This is a genomic window from Serratia sp. NPDC087055 (genome assembly GCF_044900985.1).
In the GTDB taxonomy this organism is placed as follows: Bacteria; Pseudomonadota; Gammaproteobacteria; order Enterobacterales; family Enterobacteriaceae; genus Serratia.
On the sequence record NZ_JBJDOG010000001.1, the window covers coordinates 580,260 to 600,737 of the forward strand.

Consider the following 20,478-nt stretch of genomic DNA (forward strand, 5'->3'; position numbering starts at 1 on the left):
AATATGCAAAAAAAAATAAAAAATTTCTAAAGGTTGCAGGGGGAGGGCCGATACCTGATGGGACGGTGGTTGACGCCGTGGGCAAAGCAGCCCGAACCTTTTAACTACGTTGCGAAGATCGCAACTGACTCGTAAGGAAAGCATATAATGGCACAAGTAATTAACACCAACAGCCTGTCTCTGATGGCGCAGAACAACCTGAACAAATCTCAGTCCTCTTTGGGTGCTGCGATTGAGCGTCTGTCTTCTGGCCTGCGTATCAACAGCGCCAAGGATGACGCCGCGGGTCAGGCAATCTCTAACCGCTTCACTGCTAACATCAAAGGTCTGACTCAGGCTTCCCGTAACGCCAACGACGGTATCTCTCTGGCGCAGACCACTGAAGGCGCTCTGAACGAAGTTAACGACAACCTGCAGAACATCCGTCGTCTGACTGTGCAGGCGCAAACTGGTTCTAACTCAAGCAGCGACCTGAAATCCATCCAGGACGAAATCACTCAGCGTCTGTCTGAAATCAACCGTATCTCTGAGCAGACTGATTTCAACGGCGTGAAAGTCCTGAGCAGCGATCAGAAACTGACCATCCAGGTTGGCGCTAACGACGGTGAAACCATCGATATCGACCTGAAAAAGATCGATTCTAAGCAACTGGGCCTGGACACCTTCAACGTGACCGACAAAGGCACCAAAATTGGCGCTGAAGTTGCTGACGGCGCGACGCTGAAAGCCACCACTGGCGGTGCTGATGTAGCTTATGACAAAGCAGGCTCTGCTCTGGCAGCAGGTAAAACTGTTGTTGCCGGTAAAGACAAAGACGGTAAAGATGGTTTCTACGTGCAAACTGTTGCTACAGACGGCACTAAATCATACAAAGTTGCTACCGTTGCAGCCGATGGTAAAGTTACCGAAGGTGCAGCTGTAACCGACGTTAAAACCCCACTGGACACCCTGGACAAAGCACTGTCTCAGGTTGACGGCCTGCGTTCTTCCCTGGGTGCGGTACAGAACCGTTTCGATTCTGTTATCAACAACCTGAACAGCACCGTGAACAACCTGTCTGCTTCCCAGTCTCGTATTCAAGATGCTGACTACGCGACCGAAGTGTCTAACATGAGCCGTGCAAACATCCTGCAACAGGCTGGCACCTCTGTTCTGGCACAGGCTAACCAGTCTACTCAGAACGTGTTGTCCCTGCTGCGTTAATCGACTCTCCTCGATTAACCTGTCGCAAAGAACCCCGCTCCGGCGGGGTTTTTTTATGGTCGCGCACTGCGTGGATGTTGCATGGCGCAAATAAGGCCTGTTTTGTACGACTGTTCAGCCGATTGGCATTTTGCCCCCTACGGATAATAGCGCTGACTCTCTTATCCGCAGGTTTTAGACATAGTGAGCGATCTGTATACCGCCGAAGGCGTGATGGACAAAAATTCTCTCTGGTTGCGCTACGTACCGTTAGTGCGCCACGAGGCGTTGCGCCTGCAAGTTAGGTTGCCCGCCAGCGTGGAGCTTGACGATCTGCTGCAGGCAGGCGGAATCGGGTTGTTGAACGCCGTTGAGCGTTATGACGCCCTGCAAGGAACAGCCTTTACCACCTACGCGGTGCAACGCATCCGCGGTGCCATGCTCGATGAGCTGCGCAGCCGTGACTGGGTGCCGCGCAGCGTGCGTCGCCATGCGCGTGAAGTCGCGCAGGTGATGCGACAACTGGAACAGCGGCTAGGTCGGCCGGCCAGTGAAGTAGAGGTCGCACAGACGCTGGATATATCACTGGATGAGTACCGTCAAATTCTGTTGGACACCAATAACAGCCAGCTTTTTTCCTACGACGAATGGCGGGAAGAGCATGGCGAAAGCGCGGAACCGCTGCTGGAAGGGCACGAAGAGGCCAATCCGTTACATCATCTGTTGGAGGGGAACCTGCGCCAACGGGTGATCGACGCCATCGAGGCGTTGCCGGATCGCGAGAAAATGGTGCTGACGTTGTATTACCAGGAAGAGTTGAATCTGAAAGAGATCGGCGCCGTGCTGGACGTGGGGGAATCGCGTGTCAGCCAATTGCATAGCCAGGCGATTAAACGCCTGCGTGCGCGTCTGGCGAGCGAAAACTGACATGTCTTCAACCGTTACCCTTCAACCTGATCACCATTGCGATAATCGGACTGTCCCTATGCCAGGAATATTATTGAAAAAACGGCCGCTGAGCCGTTATTTGAAAGATTACAAACACAGCCAGACCCACTGTTCCCAATGTGGCAAGCTATTGGATCGTATGGCCTTAGTGTTTCGCGGCAAGATCATTAACAAAGACGCGATTGCGCGCATGGACCAGCCAATTGATGACCATGTTTGGCTGAATGTGCAAAATGAACTGACCGCGTTGTGCCGTTTCTGCAGCGAGATTTCCTGTAATAGCCATCCGAGCTATTTTGACATTATGGCGTTTAAACAGTACCTGTTTGAGCAGACCGAAATGAGCCACAGCACCATCCGCGAATACGTCGTGCGCTTGCGCCGGTTGGATGAGATGTTGGTGGAGCGCAACTATCCGGCAGACAAGTTCGCCAACAATGCCAGCCATCAGCGCATTATCGAAGAGCTGCCTTCTGCGGCACATAACAATTACCGTATTGCCCTGCGTAAATACGACCAGTATCTCGCCTGGCAGAAAAGCTATTGATCTGCTCTCCCCGGCGCACCAGCCGGGGTTTTCGTCTATCCCCCATCACGAATAAAGAGTGATTATTAAGTCCACATCTGCTAAATCTATCTTTTAGATGTTGATACTTTATTCCCTGGGGGAAGTTGTGAATCTGCAACAACAACTGGCGCAGTTCCCGCGCCTCGATTTTGTCGGCTCTGCGACACCGCTCGAAAAACTGTCTCGCCTTTCAGATTATCTCGGTCGTGAAATTTACATCAAACGTGACGATGTCACGCCGATGGCGATGGGCGGTAACAAACTGAGAAAACTGGAGTATTTGGCTGCTGATGCTTTGCGTCAGGGCGCAGATACGCTGGTGACTGCCGGCGCTATTCAATCTAACCACGTGCGCCAAACGGCAGCGGTAGCGGCCAAGCTGGGCTTGCACTGCGTGGCGTTGCTGGAAAATCCGATCGACACCAAAGAAGAAAACTACCTGACCAATGGCAATCGCCTATTGCTTGGGCTGTTCAATGCGGAAGTGGTGATGTGTGATGCGCTGCACGATCCCCAGCAACAGCTCGCCGATTTGGCGATTCGTCTTGAAGTGCAAGGTTTCCGGCCTTACGTGGTGCCTGTGGGGGGATCTAATGCATTGGGTGCGCTAGGTTACGTCCAGTGTGCACTGGAGATTGCCGAGCAGAGCCGCCGCAGCAACGTCGAATTTAGTTCTATCGTGGTAGCTTCCGGCAGTGCCGGTACACATGCTGGACTGGCGGTTGGCCTGCAACAACTGTTGCCGGAGGCTGAGCTGATTGGTGTGACCGTATCACGCAAGGTGATTGATCAACTGCCCAAGGTTGAGCTGATCCAAAAAGCGCTGGCCTGTTCGTTAGACATCGACGAACTGAGCCCCATCCAACTGTGGGACGATTACTTTGCGCCGCAGTATGGAATGCCAAATGAAGAAGGCTTGGCGGCGATACAGCTGTTAGCACAGCAGGAAGGGGTGTTATTGGATCCGGTATACACCGGCAAAGCGATGGCTGGCTTGATTGACGGCATTGCCCAACAGCGTTTCCGCGATGACGGCCCGATTCTGTTTATTCATACCGGCGGTGCGCCAGCGTTGTTTGCCTACCACCCGCAGGTGTGAACGCAATCTGTTATTCCATTTTGAACTATATTTATAAGGTTATATTCCTTCATGCAGGCGGTCACACTGTTAAAGTGCTGATATCAAAAAAGATAAACAACAGATGGGGTGTTTATGGTCTTTTCTAAAGTTCGTCGTCAATTGCTAATGGGCGTGATGACCCTGGCACTGACAGCCGGGTTGAGCACGCAAACCTATGCCGCCGATAACCTGCTGGAGCAGGTAAAACATCACGGGACGCTGGTGGTTGGGCTGGAAGGCACCTACCCGCCGTTCAGCTTCCAGGGGGAAGATGGCAAGCTGACGGGCTTCGAAGTGGATTTCGCCAATGCACTGGCACAGCATCTTGGTGTTAAAGCCAAACTAAATCCGACCAAGTGGGACGGTATGCTGGCCTCGTTGGATTCCAAACGTATCGATGTGGTGATCAATCAGGTGACCATTTCTCCAGAACGCCAGAAGAAATACGATTTCTCCACGCCTTACACCGTCTCCGGTATTCAGGCGCTGGTGAAGAAGGGCAATGAAGGCACCATCACCAAGCCGGAAGATCTTAAAGGCAAGAAAGTCGGTGTCGGTCTGGGCACTAACTACGAACAATGGCTGCGCGACAACGTGCAGGGTGTTGACGTGCGTACTTATGATGATGACCCAACCAAGTACCAGGACCTGCGCGTAGGCCGCATCAACGCCATTTTGGTTGATCGTCTGGCCGCATTGGATCTGGTGAAGAAAACCGGTGATACCCTGGCCGTCGCCGGCCCGGCGTTCTCTCGTCAGGAATCAGGCGTTGCGGTTCGCAAAAACAACCCGGAACTGCTGGCTGCGATTAACCAGGCCATTGCCGAGATGCAAAAAGACGGCACGATGGCGAAGATTTCTGAGAAATGGTTTGGCGCGGACGTAACTAAATAATGCACGAAAGTATCCAACTGGCGCTGGATTCAGCGCCATTTTTATTGCGGGGCGCGATACTCACTCTCCAGCTCAGCCTGGGGGGCATGGCGCTTGGCTTACTGCTCGGTTTTGTGCTGGCGCTGATGCGCCTTTCGCCGTTATGGCCGCTGTCGTGGCTGTCGCGCATTTATGTGTCGCTGTTCCGCGGCACGCCGTTGATCGCGCAGCTATTCATGATTTACTACGGTTTGCCGCAGTTCGGTATCGAGTTTGATCCCTTCCCGGCGGCGTTGATTGGCCTGTCGCTCAATACGGCAGCCTATACCTCAGAAACCCTGCGAGCGGCAATTTCGTCGATCGAAAAAGGGCAGTGGGAAGCCGCGGCCAGTATCGGTATGACCCGCTGGCAAACGCTGCGCCGGGTGATCTTGCCGCAGGCGGCGCGTACCGCATTACCGCCATTGGGCAACAGCTTCATCGGCCTGGTGAAAGACACCTCGCTGGCGGCGACCATTCAGGTGCCGGAGCTGTTCCGTCAGGCGCAGCTGATTACCTCGCGCACGCTGGAAGTCTTTACCATGTATTTGGCGGCGTCGTTGATTTATTGGGTGATGGCGACGTTGCTCTCAGCGCTGCAAAACCGTCTGGAAGCCCACGTAAACCGCCAGGATCAGGAGTAATGCATGAGTGCCATTGAAGTAAAACATTTGACCAAGAAATTCAAAGGTCAAACGGTGCTACATGGGATTGATCTGGAGGTCGCTACGGGCGAGGTGGTCGCGATTATCGGGCCCAGCGGCTCGGGTAAAACCACGTTGCTGCGTTGTATCAACCTGCTGGAAGTGCCGGATTCGGGCACTATTCAGGTTGGTGATATTAAAATCGACAGTTCAAAACCGCTGAGCAAACAGAAAACCTTGGTGCGTGCTTTACGCCAACAGGTGGGCTTTGTATTCCAGAACTTCAATTTATTCCCGCATCGTTCGGTGCTGGAGAACATTATTGAAGGCCCGGTCATCGTTAAAGGTGAATCAAAGACTACGGCTGAACAACGTGCACGGGCACTGTTAGCCAAAGTGGGTTTGAACGGCAAAGAGTCGGCCTATCCGCGTCGTCTCTCTGGTGGGCAGCAACAGCGGGTGGCGATTGCCCGTGCGCTGGCGATGCAACCGGAAGTGATCCTGTTTGATGAACCGACCTCCGCGCTCGATCCCGAGCTGGTGGGCGAGGTGCTCAACACCATTCGTTCGCTGGCGGAAGAAAAGCGCACCATGGTGATTGTGACACATGAAATGAGCTTTGCCCGCGATGTGGCCGACCGCGCCATCTTTATGGATCACGGTCGCATCGTTGAGCAAGGTCCAGCGAAAGAACTGTTCGCTAACCCGCAACACCAACGCACTCAACAATTCCTCGATAAGTTTTTGAATCAGTAAGAAGGGGGGCATTTTGCCCCCTGGCTTTCGACTAACCGACTTTCAATAATTCATTACGGGCAGCTGCGGCCAAAAAGGCACTGCGGCTACCGTAGCCCGGATGCTGTTGTACCAGTGAATCGATCCGGTTCAGCAGACGATGCGGCAGGGTGATATTGATGCGTTCCGCACGCCCATCGAACTTATCCATATTGATATCGACCAACAGCCACTGCCCGCCGTTCAGGCTGTCGTTATCCTGTGCCAGATGGAAGGAAACAGCTTGCGGATGCGGGATAGGCTGGTTGTCTTCGCTCAGGAGTTCGAAATGCGCATCCAGCGCGCTTTTAGCGTCCTCAAAGGCTTTGTCGAGGGTATCACCGGCAAAATAGCAGCCCGGCACATCGGGGAAGAAACCGCTGGCGCTGCCGTCGTGTTCTGAATGTACATAAGCAGGGTAGAACATAATTTTTCCTGTTAACTTAAGGTGCTCTGTCAGCACAGTCCGGCATCTTTCATGATTTGGCGCAGTGTCCCTGGTTTCAGATCTTTACGCGGGTGTGGAACGGTGATCACCAGGCGGGATCTCGGGTGTTTAAACTGATGATGGCTTCCCTTTATTCGCTCTAAAACCCAACCTTCCCGTTCTAACAGCCCGATCAGTTCTGAACTTTTCACGCACTTACCATCCCTTAATGATACACACCATACACACTCATTGGCAACGAGATTGATACGCTAGCGTTCTGCTGTGGTACAGACAATAAAAAACCCTGCATGAGTGCAGGGTTTGCGGGAAGGTTCGCAGATTGGAGGCGTGCTACCGATTAACCGATCGTCATCAGGCTGGCGTTGCCGCCGGCGGCGGCGGTATTCACGCTCAGCGAGCGTTCTATCAGCAGGCGCTCCAACAGGATATTGGTTTCGCCGTGGGCAAAGCCTTGCACTGACACGATTGCACCGCTGCGCTGGGCGATTTGCTCACACAGGATACGCAACTGATCGGCGTCGCCGTGGTAAATGGCGGCGTCGAATTCGACCTTATCCTGCTGCCAATCTTTGCTGAAGCTGATGCTGGCCTGAACGGCTGCCGGCAGGCGGCGATACAGGCTGCGTTGCAGCTCGGCTTCTGGCCACAACACGCTGCTGCCTACTGCCAGTACCGCAGCCAACTGCGTCAAGGCATCGGCCTCGTTATCGGCCAGGCACAGAACGCGCTCACGCGGTAGCAGGGCATAAGTGTTGCGTTCGCCGGTCGGGCCTGGCAGAGGACGCATGGTGCCACCCTGGCCCAATTCGGCGTAACGCTGTGCCAAGGCAACCAGTTCCGGTTGTTTATCGGCTACTGCCCATTGTTCCAGCGCGTGATGTGCTTTTAGCAGCTGTGGTCGTGCGGTGGCTTCCAGCGGGCGTTCGTCATCCTGACGGTTTAGAGTGCGTTGCACGGCATCATCTGGGCGGTTAGCCAGCAAACGATACAGGTACAGCGGACCACCGGCTTTCGGACCGGTGCCGGACAGGCCTTCGCCGCCGAACGGCTGTACGCCGACGACTGCACCGACCATGTTGCGGTTGACGTACAGGTTACCGACCTTGGCGCGCTCAGTCACGCGGGCAATGGTCTCATCAATACGCGTGTGGATACCCAGCGTCAGGCCATAACCGGCGGCGTTGATCTGATCGACCAGCGACTCCAGATTGGTGCGTTGGAAGCGGACTACGTGCAGCACTGGGCCGAAGATCTCTTTTTGCAGCTCATCAAAGCTGTCCAGTTCGATCAGCGTTGGTTTGATGAAGGTGCCGCGTGACCACTCTTTCTCATCCTGCGCATTGCCTTTCGCTGCCTGATAAACCTTGCGGCCTTTGGCGCGCATCGCCTGGATATGGCGTTCGATACCGGTTTTGGCATCGGCATCGATCACCGGACCGATATCGGTAGACAGGCGTTCCGGGTTACCCATGCGGCACTCGGCCATCGCACCGCGCAACATTTGCAACGTGTGATCTGCCACGTCTTCCTGAATGCACAGGATACGCAGGGCAGAGCAACGCTGGCCAGCGCTGTCGAAAGCGGAAGCGACTACGTCGGTTACGACCTGTTCAGTCAGCGCCGAAGAGTCCACGATCATGGCGTTCAGGCCGCCCGTTTCGGCGATCAACGGGGTTGGACGCCCTTGCGGATCCAGACGGCCGGCGATGCTGCGCTGCAGGATACCGGCGACGTCGGTAGAACCGGTAAACATCACACCGCGGACGCGGGCATCGTTAACCAGTACCGAACCAACGCTCTCGCCCTGGCCTGGCAACAGTTGCAGCACGCCTTGCGGAATACCGGCTTCCAACAGAATACGCACGGCCTGCGCGGCAACCAGTGGGGTTTGCTCTGCCGGTTTGGCCAGCACGCTGTTGCCTGCTGCCAGTGCCGCGGCAATCTGGCCGGTGAAGATTGCCAGGGGGAAGTTCCACGGGCTGATACAGACGACCGGGCCCAGAGGGCGATGGCTGTCATTGGCGAAGTCATCACGTACCTGGCCTGCGTAGTAATGCAGGAAATCGACCGCTTCACGGACTTCTGCGATGGCGTTATTAAAGGTTTTACCGGCTTCGCGCACCAGAATACCCAGCAGGCTCTGCAACTGACCTTCCATCAGTTCAGCGGCGCGTTCAAGGATCGCGGCGCGTTCGGACGGTGGGGTAGCAAACCAGATTGGGCCGGCGGCGGCGGCGGCATCAAGCGCCCGGCTGACTTCCGCTTCGGTGGCTTCACGTACGTAACCGACGACATCGCCCGGTTCGGCAGGGTTAATCACCGGTTGCTCAACACCTTGATCCAGCTCAGCGTCGATAATTGGCTCTGCGCGCCATGGATGCGTGGCGCTGGTCAAGAGTGCGCTGGACAAGGAGGCCAGACGCTGTTCGTTGGACAGATCCAGGCCGCTGGAGTTGGTGCGTTTCTCGCCGTACAGTTCGCGTGGTAGCGGGATGCGTGGATGCGGCAGGCCAATTTGACCTTCCGTCGCAGCCAGAGCTTCGACTGCGCTGACAGGATCGGCAACCAGCTCGTCGAGCGGCAGCGTGGCGTCGGCGATGCGGTTAACGAATGAGGTATTGGCGCCGTTTTCCAATAGGCGACGTACCAGATACGCCAGCAGCGTTTCATGGGTGCCGACCGGGGCATAAATACGGCAAGGGCGGTTCAGCTTACCGTCAGCCACTTTACCCACGACTTGCTCATACAGGGGTTCACCCATGCCGTGCAGGCATTGGAACTCATACTGACCTGGGTAGTAGTTATTGCCCGCCAAATGGTAAATGGCGCTCAGGGTATGGGCATTGTGAGTAGCGAACTGTGGGTAAATCAAATTTGGCACAGCCAACAGTTTGCGCGCGCAGGCCAGATAGGAAACGTCGGTGTAGACCTTGCGGGTATATACCGGATAGCCCTCCAGACCGTCCATTTGGGCGCGTTTGATCTCGCTGTCCCAGTAAGCGCCTTTCACCAGACGGATCATCAGACGGCGGCGGCTGCGTTGTGCCATGTCGATCACCGCATCGATGGCGAACGGGCAACGTTTCTGATAGGCCTGGATAACGAAACCAATGCCGTTCCAGCCTGCCAATTGTGGCTCAAAGCACAGCTTTTCCAGCAGATCGAGTGAGATTTCCAGACGGTCGGCTTCTTCGGCATCGATGTTAATGCCGATGTCATATTGGCGCGCTTGCAGCGTCAGTGACAATAAGCGCGGGTAAAGCTCTTCCATGACGCGTTCGTACTGCGCGCGGCTGTAGCGCGGGTGCAGTGCAGAAAGCTTGATCGAAATACCCGGGCCTTCATAGATGCCACGGCCGTTGGATGCTTTGCCGATCGCGTGGATGGCTTGCTGGTAGGACACCAGATAAGCCTGGGCGTCAGCTTCGGTCAGGGCAGCTTCACCCAACATGTCGTAAGAGTAGCGGAAACCTTTATCTTCCAGCTTGCGGGCGTTAGCCAGCGCTTCGGCGATGGTTTCACCGGTAACGAATTGTTCACCCATCAGGCGCATCGCCATATCCACGCCTTTGCGGATCAGCGGCTCACCGCTTTTGCCGATAATACGGTTCAATGAGCGAGACAGGTTAGCTTCGTTATGGGTCGACACCAGTTTGCCCGTAAACAGCAGGCCCCAGGTGGCGGCGTTAACAAACAGAGACGGGCTGCGGCCGAGGTGGGAATGCCAGTTGCCGTTGCTGATTTTGTCGCGGATCAGCGCATCACGGGTTGGTTTATCTGGAATACGCAGCAGGGCTTCTGCCAGGCACATCAGCGCAACGCCTTCCTGTGAGGAAAGCGAGAACTCTTGCAGCAAACCTTGCACCATCCCGGCGCGGCCGTTTGCACTTTTTTGGTTACGCAATTTTTCTGCGATGCTGTAAGCCATCTTATGGGTAGCTTTGGCAAGATCGGCAGGTAATCGCGCCTGTTCAAGTAACATCGGCACCGCTTCGGTCTCAGGGCGGCGATAAGCCGCCGTGATGGCAGCGCGGCTAACCGACTGGGGCAGAATCTGTTCTGCAAATTCAAGGAATGGCTGGTGGGACTCTTCTTGCACTTGCGGCATAATGTCGTCCGCTTCGGCCTGGCCGGCGGCGGCAAGTGCAGGAATTTCAGGAATATCGGAACCGTTCTCGAGACGTTCGAGATAATTAAAGATGGCTTGTTTGATCAGCCAGTGTGGCGTGCGATCGATACGCTGTGCTGCGCTTTTGATGCGATCGCGCGTTGCCTCGTCGAGCTTCACGCCCATTGTGGTAGTGCCCATGCCAATCCAACTCCTGTGTTTAAGAACCTATCCCATCAGGCTATACACACTGCGGGCCAAATAGCCTGTGGGGATAGGTTCGTGCGTTGTGTGCTGTGATGAATGCAGACAATATCCTGCATGTTGCAACTTTGTGCAACCTTGTTAAATCAAGCTGATGAGCGAAGTGTGAGTTTCATCAGTTTTTTAACATCGATAACCGGCACGGTTCTTGCTGCTGCTTTTGACAGACAGGATAAACAACGGGGGTGAATAGGGTATTTAGGCGTGTTATCCCCAGTAATTTCAGGGGTAAGGCCGCGTTTGTATGAGGTGCAACTCTTTCGGGGTGTAGCTGGTGCAACTTTGAGAGCGGTTAAATGTGACGCAGGGTAAACTTTGTGTAACTTTGTTGTTAAATGTCTTGTTGGGTAATGAACAGGTCAACTAGGATAGCCAGCGGTCAGACAATTACGGGTGGAAACTATATTTCACCTGCGGGGTGTCCGCATTTCGCCACGTTCCGGCGGATTGGCAAGCAGTAACTATCGCAATACAGCGCGAAATAATAATGAGAGTGGAGAATTTCATGACAATGAGCACACCAATGCTGGTGACTTTCCTGGTGTATATCTTCGGGATGGTGTTAATCGGCTTACTTGCCTACCGGGCAACCAATAACTTTGACGACTACATTCTGGGCGGTCGTAGCTTGGGTAGCGTAGTGACCGCGCTCTCTGCCGGCGCATCAGATATGAGCGGCTGGTTGCTGATGGGCCTGCCGGGCGCCATCTTCCTGTCCGGCATTTCAGAAAGCTGGATTGCCATTGGCCTGACGATCGGCGCTTACTTTAACTGGAAACTGGTGGCGGGGCGGCTGCGTGTTCACACCGAGGCCAACAATAACGCCCTAACGTTACCGGATTATTTCACTAGCCGTTTTGAAGACAGCAGCAAGATGTTGCGGGTGATTTCAGCCATTGTCATCCTGGTATTCTTCACCATCTATTGTGCCTCCGGTATCGTGGCCGGCGCGCGCCTGTTCGAAAGCACCTTTGGGATGAGCTACGAAACGGCGCTGTGGGCCGGTGCTGCTGCCACTATCCTTTATACCTTTATTGGCGGTTTCCTGGCGGTGAGCTGGACTGACACCGTACAGGCCAGCCTGATGATTTTCGCGCTGATCTTGACGCCGGTGATTGTGATCTTTGCCGTTGGGGGGATCGACACGTCAATGCTGGTGATTGAGGCGAAGAATCCGGCCAATATCGACATGCTGAAAGGCCTGAACTTTGTGGCTATTCTTTCGCTGCTGGGTTGGGGCTTGGGGTATTTCGGTCAACCACACATTCTGGCGCGTTTCATGGCCGCAGACTCTCACCGCACTATCCGCAGCGCACGCCGTATCAGCATGACCTGGATGATTCTGTGTCTGGCTGGCACCATTGCCGTTGGTTTCTTCGGCATTGCCTACTTCGCCAACAACCCGGAATTGGCGGGTAATGTGTCGCAGAACGGCGAACGCGTGTTTATCGAACTGGCGATGATTCTGTTCAACCCGTGGGTTGCGGGCATTCTGCTGTCGGCGATTCTGGCGGCCGTAATGAGCACCCTAAGCTGCCAACTGCTGGTTTGTTCAAGTGCCATTACCGAAGACCTGTACAAAGCCTTCCTGCGTAAAGGTGCCAGCCAACGTGAGCTGGTGTGGGTAGGGCGTATCATGGTGCTGGTCGTGGCGTTGGTGGCTATCGCACTGGCAGCAAACCCGGAAAACCGCGTATTGGGTCTGGTGAGCTACGCGTGGGCCGGTTTCGGCGCGGCCTTTGGCCCGGTCGTCCTGATCTCTGTGATGTGGTCACGCATGACGCGTAATGGCGCATTGGCCGGTATGCTGGTGGGAGCGGGCACCGTGATCGTCTGGAAACACTTTGCCTGGTTGGGGCTGTATGAAATTATCCCTGGCTTCCTGCTTGGCTGCGTCGCCATCGTCGTGGTGAGCCTGATGGGGCGCAAACCTTCGACGACCATTACCGAACGTTTCGAACAGGCTGAAGCCGAGTTCAAAACCGTTTAACGCTCTCGTCGTGCAAGACCAAAGGACGCTTAATGCGTCCTTTGTCATTTCTCGCCTTGCTATCATCTGCCTGAAACAACTGGCGACATTTGATTAGAAAAAATCACCCTTGCCGCTCTTGTATTTCCGCCAGCCAGAATGATAATCACTATCGTTGTGTTTTACTTTTCTTTACATTGGCGTTGCCGCCGTTTCGGCGTGCGGGCGCTTTGCAGCAGATGCCTTTTTAGGGGTTATTACTTATGTTTGTTCCCTTCCTTATCATGTTCCGTGAGGGGTTGGAGGCTGCGTTAATCGTCAGCCTGATCGCCAGCTACCTAAAACGCACGCAGCGGGGTCAATGGCTAGGCGTGGTATGGATAGGGGTGATTGTTGCCGCTGCCCTGTGCCTGGCGCTTGGCATTTTCATCAATGAAACCACCGGTGAATTCCCCCAGAAGCAGCAAGAACTGTTCGAGGGCATTGTCGCCGTGGTGGCCGTGTTTATCCTGACTTATATGGTGTTCTGGATGCGTAAAGTGTCCAAGTCGGTCAAGGTGCATCTGGAAGGGGCGATCGACAATGCGCTCAACTCCGGCAAAGGCCAGGGCTGGGCGCTGGTGGCGATGGTGTTCTTTGCCGTTGCCCGCGAAGGGCTAGAGTCGGTGTTCTTCCTGCTGGCGGCCTTCCAGCAAGACGTGGGGATTGCGGCCCCGATCGGTGCGGTGCTGGGCCTGGTTGCCGCGATCATTCTGGGCATGGTGATCTATTGGGGCGGTGTGAAGCTGCACCTGGCCAAATTCTTCAAATGGACCAGCCTGTTTATTCTGTTCGTTGCTGCCGGTCTGGCCGCAGGCGCGATTCGTGCTTTCCACGAGGCCGGGCTGTGGAACCATTTCCAGGATATTGCCTTCGATTTCAGCAACCACCTTTCAACCCATTCACTGTTTGGCACCCTGCTTGAGGGGATTTTCGGCTACCAGGAAGCACCGACGGTGAGTGAAGTGGTGGTCTATTTCTTGTATCTGATCCCGGCTCTGATTTTCTTTTTCCTGCCGCAGCGTGCGGAACCGGCTGCGGTTTCGGCGCAACGTAAAATCAATCATTAATTTAAGAGGGAATCTTGTATGTCTACTCCGTTATTCCGCCGCAAGGCGTTGCACGCAGCATTACTGGCTCTCCCGGCGTTCGCGCTGAGCACCAACGCCTTAGCGGCGGACGTGCCGCAGGTAAAGATAACCGTAAACGACAAACAGTGTGAGCCGATGCAATTGACCGTGCCGGCCGGTAAAACCCAATTTGTGGTGCACAACACCAGCCAGAAAAACGTTGAATGGGAAATCCTGAAAGGGGTGATGGTGGTGGAAGAGCGCGAGAATATCGCGCCGGGCTTCACTCAGAAAATGACGGCCAATCTCGATGCGGGTGAGTACGACATGACCTGCGGCCTGCTCAGTAATCCGAAGGGTAAATTGATCGTGACGGCTGCTGCCGGCGCGGCCACTGACGGCAAACCTAATGCGATGGATTTGGTTGGGCCGATTGCTGAATATAAAGTTTACGTGACCAAGGAAGTGGAAGGGCTGGTCAAACAGACCAAACTGTTCACCGATGCGGTAAAAGCCGGCAACGTGGAGCTGGCGCGCAAACTCTATGCCCCGACACGTCAACACTACGAGCGCATTGAACCTATTGCTGAGCTGTTCTCTGATCTGGACGGCAGTATCGATGCCCGTGAAGATGATTACGAGAAGAAAGCGGAAGATCCGAAATTCACCGGTTTCCACCGTCTGGAAAAAGCGCTGTTTGCCGACAACACCACCAAAGACATGAGCAAATACGCGGAGCAACTGTATAACGACACCGTTGAACTGCAAAAACGCGTGAACGATCTGACCTTCCCGCCAAGCAAAGTGGTCGGTGGTGCAGCCGGTTTGATCGAGGAAGTGGCCGCGAGCAAAATCAGTGGTGAAGAAGATCGTTATAGCCGTACTGATCTGTGGGACTTCCAAGCCAACGTCGACGGTGCACAAAAAATTGTGAACCTGCTGCGCCCGCTGTTGGTTAAGGCCAACAAGCCGTTGTTGGACAAGATTGACGCCAACTTCAAAACCGTGGATACCATCTTGGCGAAATATAAAACTAAAGAGGGCTATGAGTCTTACGAGAAGCTGACGGATGCCGATCGTAAAGCCATGAAAGGGCCAATCACCACCCTGGCGGAAGACCTGTCACAACTGCGTGGCGTTCTGGGTCTGGATTGAGGCAAAGCACTATGAGTAACAAGATCGGCCCGGAAAACGGGCCGCATCAGCAACCCCAGGGCGCGGCGTCACCGTCGCGTCGGCGTTTGCTGCAAGGGTTAGGGTTCGGCGTTTTGGCGTTGGGCAGCAGCCGTTTGGCTCAGGCAAAAGATAGCGCCGCTGAACCGCTGGCGGTACCGCAGGATGAACGTTGGCAGAAGCAACCCTTCTATGGTGTACATCAGGCCGGTATTCTCACCCCGCAGCAGGCGGCAATGATGCTGGTGGCGTTCGACGTACTGGCAAGCAACAAGCAGGATTTGGAGCGGCTATTTCGGCTGCTGACCACCCGCATTGCCTTTTTGACCACGGGCGGTAAGGCCCCGGAGGTTGATCCCAAGCTGCCACCGCTCGATTCGGGCATTATGGGGCCGGAGATTTATCCCGATAACCTGACCATCACCGTGTCGGTTGGGACCTCGTTGTTCGACGAGCGTTTCGGTCTGCAGGCGCACAAACCGCTGCGATTGCAGAAAATGACGCGTTTCCCCAACGATTCATTAGATGCCAGCCTGTGCCACGGCGATTTGTTGTTGCAGATTTGCGCGAATACCAATGAGACGGTGATCCATGCATTGCGTGACATTATCAAGCATTCGCCGGATCTGCTCAGCGTGCGCTGGAAACGCGAAGGATTTATATCCGCTCATGCTGCCCGCAGCAAAGGCAAAGAAACGCCGATCAACCTGTTGGGCTTTAAGGACGGTACCGCCAACCCGAAAACCGACGACAAACCGCTGATGGACCAGGTGGTGTGGGTGGCTGACAACGCCGGGGAACCTGCGTGGGCGGTAGGGGGCAGCTATCAGGCTGCGCGTATTATCCGCTTCCACGTCGAGTTCTGGGACCGCACACCCTTGCAGGAACAGCAAACCATCTTTGGGCGCGAGAAGCACAGTGGTGCGCCGCTTGGCATGAAGCATGAACATGACGAGCCGAACTACGCCCAAGATCCCGAGGGCAAAATGATCCCGATGGATGCGCACATCCGTCTGGCGAACCCGCGTACGCCACAAACGCAGAGCAATTTGCTGTTGCGCCGTGGTTACAGCTATTCGATCGGCGTATCCAATTCCGGCCAGTTGGAAATGGGGCTGCTGTTTGTGTGCTACCAGGCCGATCTGGAAAAAGGCTTCCTGACGGTGCAAAAACGCCTGAACGGCGAGGCACTGGAAGAGTATGTCAAACCTATCGGTGGCGGCTATTTCTTTGCGCTGCCGGGGGTAAAAGACGCCAATGATTACCTGGGTAGCGGGCTGCTAAAGGCATAAATTACATCTCATTGGGCGGGGACTTCCCCGCCTCCTTATTTCAGCTCTTCACGATGAACCTCGGTTAATTAAAATCAACAGTGGCCTTGCGCTATTGATGGACCGGGCTTTAATTAGGCTAACTATTTTCATTTTTTGTTAAAAGCATTAACATGTTGGCCATAACGTTCCAAATGGTTCATATCATTCTGTCCCTTTAACGGCATTCTCCTGATGAAAAGCACTCATAAAAACCGGTTGGCAGTTTCAGCGCTGGTTATTCCGGCTCTACTGCCTGTTTCTGCCAGCTTTGCGCAGGACAAGGATAGCGAACAGACCATGGTGGTCACTGCCAAGCGCAGCGGTCTTTCTGAACTCTCAACCCCGGCGGCCGTTAGCGTGGTCACTGGCGATCAAATCCGTGAAGCACGGCCGCAGATCAACCTGTCGGAAAGCCTGGGTAGCGTGCCTGGTCTGCAAATCCAAAATCGCCAGAACTATGCGCAAGATTTGCAGTTATCGGTGCGCGGTTTTGGCGCACGCTCAATGTATGGCGTGCGCGGGGTGCGTATTTATGTTGACGGCATTCCTGCCACCATGCCTGATGGGCAAGGGCAAACGTCGAACATAGATCTGAATTCGGTCGAAAAGGTGGAAGTGTTGCGCGGGCCATTTTCCGCACTTTACGGCAACGCGTCTGGCGGTATGGTGAACGTGGAAACCGAAACCGGCCAACAGCCCACCCGCCTTGAGACCAGTTCATACTTTGGCAGTTACGGCACCTGGCGCTATGGCGTCAAGGCGACCGGGGCAACCGGTGACGGAACCCACGCGGGTGATGTTAACTACACCATTTCAGGCACGCGTTTCACCACTCAGGGGTTCCGCGATCACAGCGGTGCGCAGAAAAATCTCGGTAATGCCAAGCTGGGCGTGCGTATCGATGATGTCAGCACGCTTACGCTGCTGTTCAACAGTGTCGATATCAATGCCAATGATCCCGGTGGCCTGACGTCAGCCGAATGGCATGATAATCCCCGGCAGGCGCCACGCGCCGATCAGTACAATACGCGTAAAAGCACGTCGCAAACCCAGGCCGGTTTGCATTACGAGCGCCAAATGGGCGTCAATGATGACTTGAGCATCATGATGTACGCCGGCGAGCGTGAAACCACGCAATATCAATCGATACCGGTTGCGGTGCAACAACGCAGCGCGCAGCATCCTGGCGGGGTGATTGACCTGACGCGTCACTATCAGGGGATTGATACTCGCTGGACGCACCGTGGCGAACTGGGCGTGCCTTATACCCTGACCGGTGGGCTGGATTATGAAACCATGACCGAACAGCGCAAAGGGTATGAAAACTTTACTCGGGTTAATGGCGTTACGGAACTGGGCACTGAGGGTGCGTTGCGTCGGAACGAGCGCAACCTGATGTGGAATGTGGACCCATACCTGCAAACGTCGTGGCAGTTGTCCCAACAACTGACGCTGGATGTGGGGATGCGTTACAGCACCGTCAATTTCGACTCCAACGATCACTACATCACCGGCAGTAACGGCGATGACAGTGGCAGCGCAAGCTATCACCAGTGGCTGCCGGCCGGCTCCCTCAACTATGCCGTGATGAGCGGTTGGAACCTGTATCTGTCAGCCGGTCGCGGCTTTGAAACACCGACCATTAATGAGCTGTCGTACCGCTCCGGCGATCAGGCTGGGCTTAACTTTGGTTTACAGCCTGCGACCAGTGACACGGTGGAGTTGGGCAGTAAAACCCGTATTGGCAATGGCTTGTTGACCGCAGCCGTTTTCCAGACCGACACACGCAATGAAATTGTGGTAGATGAAAGCAGCAACGGGCGCACCAGTTACAAAAATGCCGGGCAAACCCGCAGACGCGGGCTGGAGCTGGCACTGGATCAGCAGTTCGCTTACGACTGGCGGGTGCAGTTGGCCTGGACGTTGCTGGATGCACGCTACCGCGATGATGTCTGCGGGGACAGCCAGTGCTCGGCGGCGAACAACGTGCCCAGTGGCAACCGTATGCCGGGCATCGCACGCAACATGGGCTATGCTTCGCTGGCCTGGTCCCCACCGGAAGGCTGGTATGCCGGTGCGGAGATTCGCTATATGAGTGACATCGAGGTGAACGATGCCAACACTGAACAGGCTCCGGCCTATACAACCGTGGGCTTGAATACCGGCTACCGTTATCCGATGGGAAACTGGATGCTGAATGTTTTCGGTCGGGTGGACAATCTGTTCGATCGACAATACGTAGGTTCGGTGATCGTCAATGAAGGCAATGGACGTTACTACGAACCGGCTCCGGGGAGAAACTGGGGCGGCGGAGTGAGCGTTTCTTATACCTTTGAGTAGGCGTGACGAGACGGTACTGACGTAATCAAAGAACACCAGGGCGGGAGCTTTCCCGCCTTTTTTATTTATAAATGGGGTAAGAACGGCAGTTTTTTGTTTGTTTAAAATTTAATCAGGAAACCGAAATGTCATTTGCCGATTTTAATCATAAAATATTGATATTTAATCATTAAAAAATTTTATTGAATGACGTATTCGGCGTGATATAGTGTTCTTGCAGCGGCTGAAAACAAAAAATATTAATCTTTTTTACATTTTAGCAACGCGCGAGAGATGAATGTCATTATACTGTAATCATCTGGCGGTAGTTTTCACACGGTGCACAGCTCGAAGCTGTAAATATCACTGCGGGGATCGCTAATGGTAAAGTCCTTGGTTGGGCTAGAAAGAGAAAATAACAAACCTTTCCTGATGACTCGTTGTAACGAGGGCTCTCTCTCCGACACTCTTTTCCTGACCAAAACGCATTCCCGTCAACACAAACTCTTGTCACTTTCTACTCTACGTTTAATGTCACAACCGCGTTGTCCCGTGAAAAATCGACATGCCGAAATGCCTGCCGGGTATTCACGTTTTCTATTGGCTATCGCTGGCTCAAAAGGGAGCCAAAATCGCATCTGTATGTGAAACATAATCGCACGGCCAGGCCGTTGCGGTAGGTGAAACAAACTGTAAGGTGCCACTATGAGACAAAAAGCAGTGATCAAAGCACGTCGTGAAGCGAAACGCGTTATTCGTCGTGACGCTCGTAGTCATCGCCAGCTTGAAGAAGAGTCCGTAACCTCGCTGGTACAAATGGGTGGTGTTGAGTCTATCGGCATGGCGCGAGACAAGCGCGACAGCTCTCCCATCTTGGCACGAACCGAAGCTCAGGGTCATTACTTAATAGCCATAGATAAGAAGCAGTTGATTTTTGCCACCGGTGAAGCCGGCTGCGGCAAAACATTTATCAGCGCCGCGAAAGCGGCAGAAGCCCTTATACATAAAGAAGTGGATCGGATAATTGTTACTCGTCCGGTTCTGCAGGCGGATGAAGACCTCGGTTTCTTACCCGGGGATATTTCTGAGAAGTTCGCCCCTTATTTCCGCCCGGTGTATGACATTCTGGTGCGCCGCTTAGGATCGTCCTTTATGCAATACTGCCTGCGTCCGGAAATCGGCAAGGTAGAGATCGCGCCTTTCGCCTACATGCGCGGGCGCACCTTCGAAAATGCGGTGGTTATCCTGGATGAAGCCCAGAACGTCACTGCCAGCCAGATGAAGATGTTCCTGACCCGCTTGGGCGAAAATGTAACGGTAATCGTAAATGGTGACATAACCCAATGCGACTTGCCGCGCGGCGTGAAGTCCGGCCTCAGCGACGCGATGGAGCGCTTCGAAGAGGATGACATGATCGGCATCATCCGCTTTGATAAACAAGACTGCGTCCGCTCCGCCCTGTGCCAGCGCACGCTCAACGCCTACAGTTAACACCTGCCTGCTCACCAAAGGCCGCCTCGGCGGCCTTTTTCTTGCCTGCCATTAATCCCCGCTCGTTTAGCTTTTGTGTAAATTATTGTGGTTTTTTGTATAGATTTCCGTTTAATTAGCGTTAATGATTAGT

16 protein-coding genes are annotated in these 20,478 nt (G+C 54.3%); 13 read left to right on the plus strand and 3 right to left on the minus strand.

Features of this window, described 5'->3' with window-relative positions; genetic code table 11:
- Positions 1-147 precede the first annotated feature (147 nt).
- The 7 genes from ACI2J2_RS02745 (at position 148) to tcyN (ending at position 6,130) form a co-directional block, all read left to right on the plus strand.
- The gene (locus tag ACI2J2_RS02745) at positions 148-1,203 is read left to right on the plus strand and encodes a flagellin (RefSeq protein WP_404759361.1); all 1,056 of its coding nucleotides are present in this window, start codon (positions 148-150) and stop codon (positions 1,201-1,203) included.
- 183 nt (positions 1,204-1,386) lie between these two features.
- The gene (locus ACI2J2_RS02750) at positions 1,387-2,109 is read left to right on the plus strand and encodes an RNA polymerase sigma factor FliA (RefSeq protein WP_209635520.1); all 723 of its coding nucleotides are present in this window, start codon (positions 1,387-1,389) and stop codon (positions 2,107-2,109) included.
- Positions 2,110-2,167: 58 nt separating this feature from the next.
- The gene (gene fliZ / locus ACI2J2_RS02755; RefSeq protein ID WP_037419066.1) at positions 2,168-2,677 is read left to right on the plus strand and encodes a flagella biosynthesis regulatory protein FliZ; all 510 of its coding nucleotides are present in this window, start codon (positions 2,168-2,170) and stop codon (positions 2,675-2,677) included.
- 127 nt (positions 2,678-2,804) lie between these two features.
- Positions 2,805-3,797 carry a D-cysteine desulfhydrase gene (locus tag ACI2J2_RS02760; protein ID WP_265553841.1) on the plus strand — a complete coding sequence of 331 codons (993 nt, stop codon included), beginning with the start codon at positions 2,805-2,807 and terminating at the stop codon, positions 3,795-3,797.
- Positions 3,798-3,911: 114 nt separating this feature from the next.
- Positions 3,912-4,712 (plus strand): cystine ABC transporter substrate-binding protein, encoded by an 801-nt coding sequence (gene tcyJ, locus ACI2J2_RS02765; protein WP_404759362.1) that lies wholly within the window; start codon positions 3,912-3,914, stop codon positions 4,710-4,712.
- Positions 4,712-5,374 (plus strand): cystine ABC transporter permease, encoded by a 663-nt coding sequence (tcyL, locus tag ACI2J2_RS02770; RefSeq protein ID WP_209635513.1) that lies wholly within the window; start codon positions 4,712-4,714, stop codon positions 5,372-5,374. The genes tcyJ and tcyL overlap by 1 nt, the downstream gene beginning before the upstream one ends.
- A gap of 3 nt (positions 5,375-5,377) precedes the next feature.
- Positions 5,378-6,130 (plus strand): L-cystine ABC transporter ATP-binding protein TcyN, encoded by a 753-nt coding sequence (gene tcyN / locus ACI2J2_RS02775; protein ID WP_209635511.1) that lies wholly within the window; start codon positions 5,378-5,380, stop codon positions 6,128-6,130.
- Positions 6,131-6,161: 31 nt separating this feature from the next.
- Here the strand turns inward: tcyN and ACI2J2_RS02780 are convergent, their stop codons facing one another.
- The 3 genes from ACI2J2_RS02780 to putA form a co-directional block, all read right to left on the minus strand.
- Entirely contained in the window at positions 6,162-6,575 is a 414-nt protein-coding gene (locus ACI2J2_RS02780; protein WP_404759363.1) for a type II toxin-antitoxin system HicB family antitoxin, read from the minus strand.
- Between the two features lie 29 nt (positions 6,576-6,604).
- The gene (locus ACI2J2_RS02785) at positions 6,605-6,787 is read right to left on the minus strand and encodes a type II toxin-antitoxin system HicA family toxin (RefSeq protein WP_265553829.1); all 183 of its coding nucleotides are present in this window, start codon (positions 6,785-6,787) and stop codon (positions 6,605-6,607) included.
- 149 nt (positions 6,788-6,936) lie between these two features.
- Positions 6,937-10,908 (minus strand): trifunctional transcriptional regulator/proline dehydrogenase/L-glutamate gamma-semialdehyde dehydrogenase, encoded by a 3,972-nt coding sequence (putA, locus tag ACI2J2_RS02790; RefSeq protein WP_404759364.1) that lies wholly within the window; start codon positions 10,906-10,908, stop codon positions 6,937-6,939.
- A gap of 568 nt (positions 10,909-11,476) precedes the next feature.
- On the opposite strand from putA, the gene putP reads away from it, so the two are divergent.
- From putP to phoH, 6 genes are all read left to right on the plus strand, one after another.
- A complete protein-coding gene (putP, locus tag ACI2J2_RS02795) occupies positions 11,477-12,961 on the plus strand; it encodes a sodium/proline symporter PutP (protein ID WP_265553825.1) in 1,485 nt (494 codons plus the stop codon).
- 242 nt (positions 12,962-13,203) lie between these two features.
- Positions 13,204-14,049, plus strand: a complete 846-nt coding sequence (gene efeU, locus ACI2J2_RS02800; RefSeq protein ID WP_209635501.1) for an iron uptake transporter permease EfeU — start codon at positions 13,204-13,206, stop codon at positions 14,047-14,049.
- Between the two features lie 18 nt (positions 14,050-14,067).
- Positions 14,068-15,204 carry an iron uptake system protein EfeO gene (gene efeO / locus ACI2J2_RS02805; protein ID WP_209635499.1) on the plus strand — a complete coding sequence of 379 codons (1,137 nt, stop codon included), beginning with the start codon at positions 14,068-14,070 and terminating at the stop codon, positions 15,202-15,204.
- 11 nt (positions 15,205-15,215) lie between these two features.
- Entirely contained in the window at positions 15,216-16,514 is a 1,299-nt protein-coding gene (gene efeB, locus ACI2J2_RS02810; protein WP_209635497.1) for an iron uptake transporter deferrochelatase/peroxidase subunit, read from the plus strand.
- Positions 16,515-16,727: 213 nt separating this feature from the next.
- On the plus strand, positions 16,728-18,875 hold the full coding sequence (gene pqqU, locus ACI2J2_RS02815; RefSeq protein ID WP_209635495.1) for a TonB-dependent receptor PqqU: 2,148 nt from the start codon (positions 16,728-16,730) through the stop codon (positions 18,873-18,875).
- Positions 18,876-19,559: 684 nt separating this feature from the next.
- Positions 19,560-20,345 (plus strand): phosphate starvation-inducible protein PhoH, encoded by a 786-nt coding sequence (gene phoH / locus ACI2J2_RS02820; RefSeq protein WP_209635493.1) that lies wholly within the window; start codon positions 19,560-19,562, stop codon positions 20,343-20,345.
- Positions 20,346-20,478: the final 133 nt, after the last annotated feature.

Coding starts and splice junctions, on each gene's coding strand:
- efeU (WP_209635501.1), top strand. CDS start 13,204: ATGTTTGTTCCCTTCCTTATCATGTTCCGTGAGGGGTTGGAGGCTGCG.
- putA (WP_404759364.1), bottom strand. CDS start 10,908: ATGGGCACTACCACAATGGGCGTGAAGCTCGACGAGGCAACGCGCGAT.
- efeO (WP_209635499.1), top strand. CDS start 14,068: ATGTCTACTCCGTTATTCCGCCGCAAGGCGTTGCACGCAGCATTACTG.
- efeB (WP_209635497.1), top strand. CDS start 15,216: ATGAGTAACAAGATCGGCCCGGAAAACGGGCCGCATCAGCAACCCCAG.
- putP (WP_265553825.1), top strand. CDS start 11,477: ATGACAATGAGCACACCAATGCTGGTGACTTTCCTGGTGTATATCTTC.
- fliZ (WP_037419066.1), top strand. CDS start 2,168: ATGCCAGGAATATTATTGAAAAAACGGCCGCTGAGCCGTTATTTGAAA.
- ACI2J2_RS02745 (WP_404759361.1), top strand. CDS start 148: ATGGCACAAGTAATTAACACCAACAGCCTGTCTCTGATGGCGCAGAAC.
- phoH (WP_209635493.1), top strand. CDS start 19,560: ATGAGACAAAAAGCAGTGATCAAAGCACGTCGTGAAGCGAAACGCGTT.
- tcyJ (WP_404759362.1), top strand. CDS start 3,912: ATGGTCTTTTCTAAAGTTCGTCGTCAATTGCTAATGGGCGTGATGACC.
- tcyN (WP_209635511.1), top strand. CDS start 5,378: ATGAGTGCCATTGAAGTAAAACATTTGACCAAGAAATTCAAAGGTCAA.
- tcyL (WP_209635513.1), top strand. CDS start 4,712: ATGCACGAAAGTATCCAACTGGCGCTGGATTCAGCGCCATTTTTATTG.
- pqqU (WP_209635495.1), top strand. CDS start 16,728: ATGAAAAGCACTCATAAAAACCGGTTGGCAGTTTCAGCGCTGGTTATT.
- ACI2J2_RS02780 (WP_404759363.1), bottom strand. CDS start 6,575: ATGTTCTACCCTGCTTATGTACATTCAGAACACGACGGCAGCGCCAGC.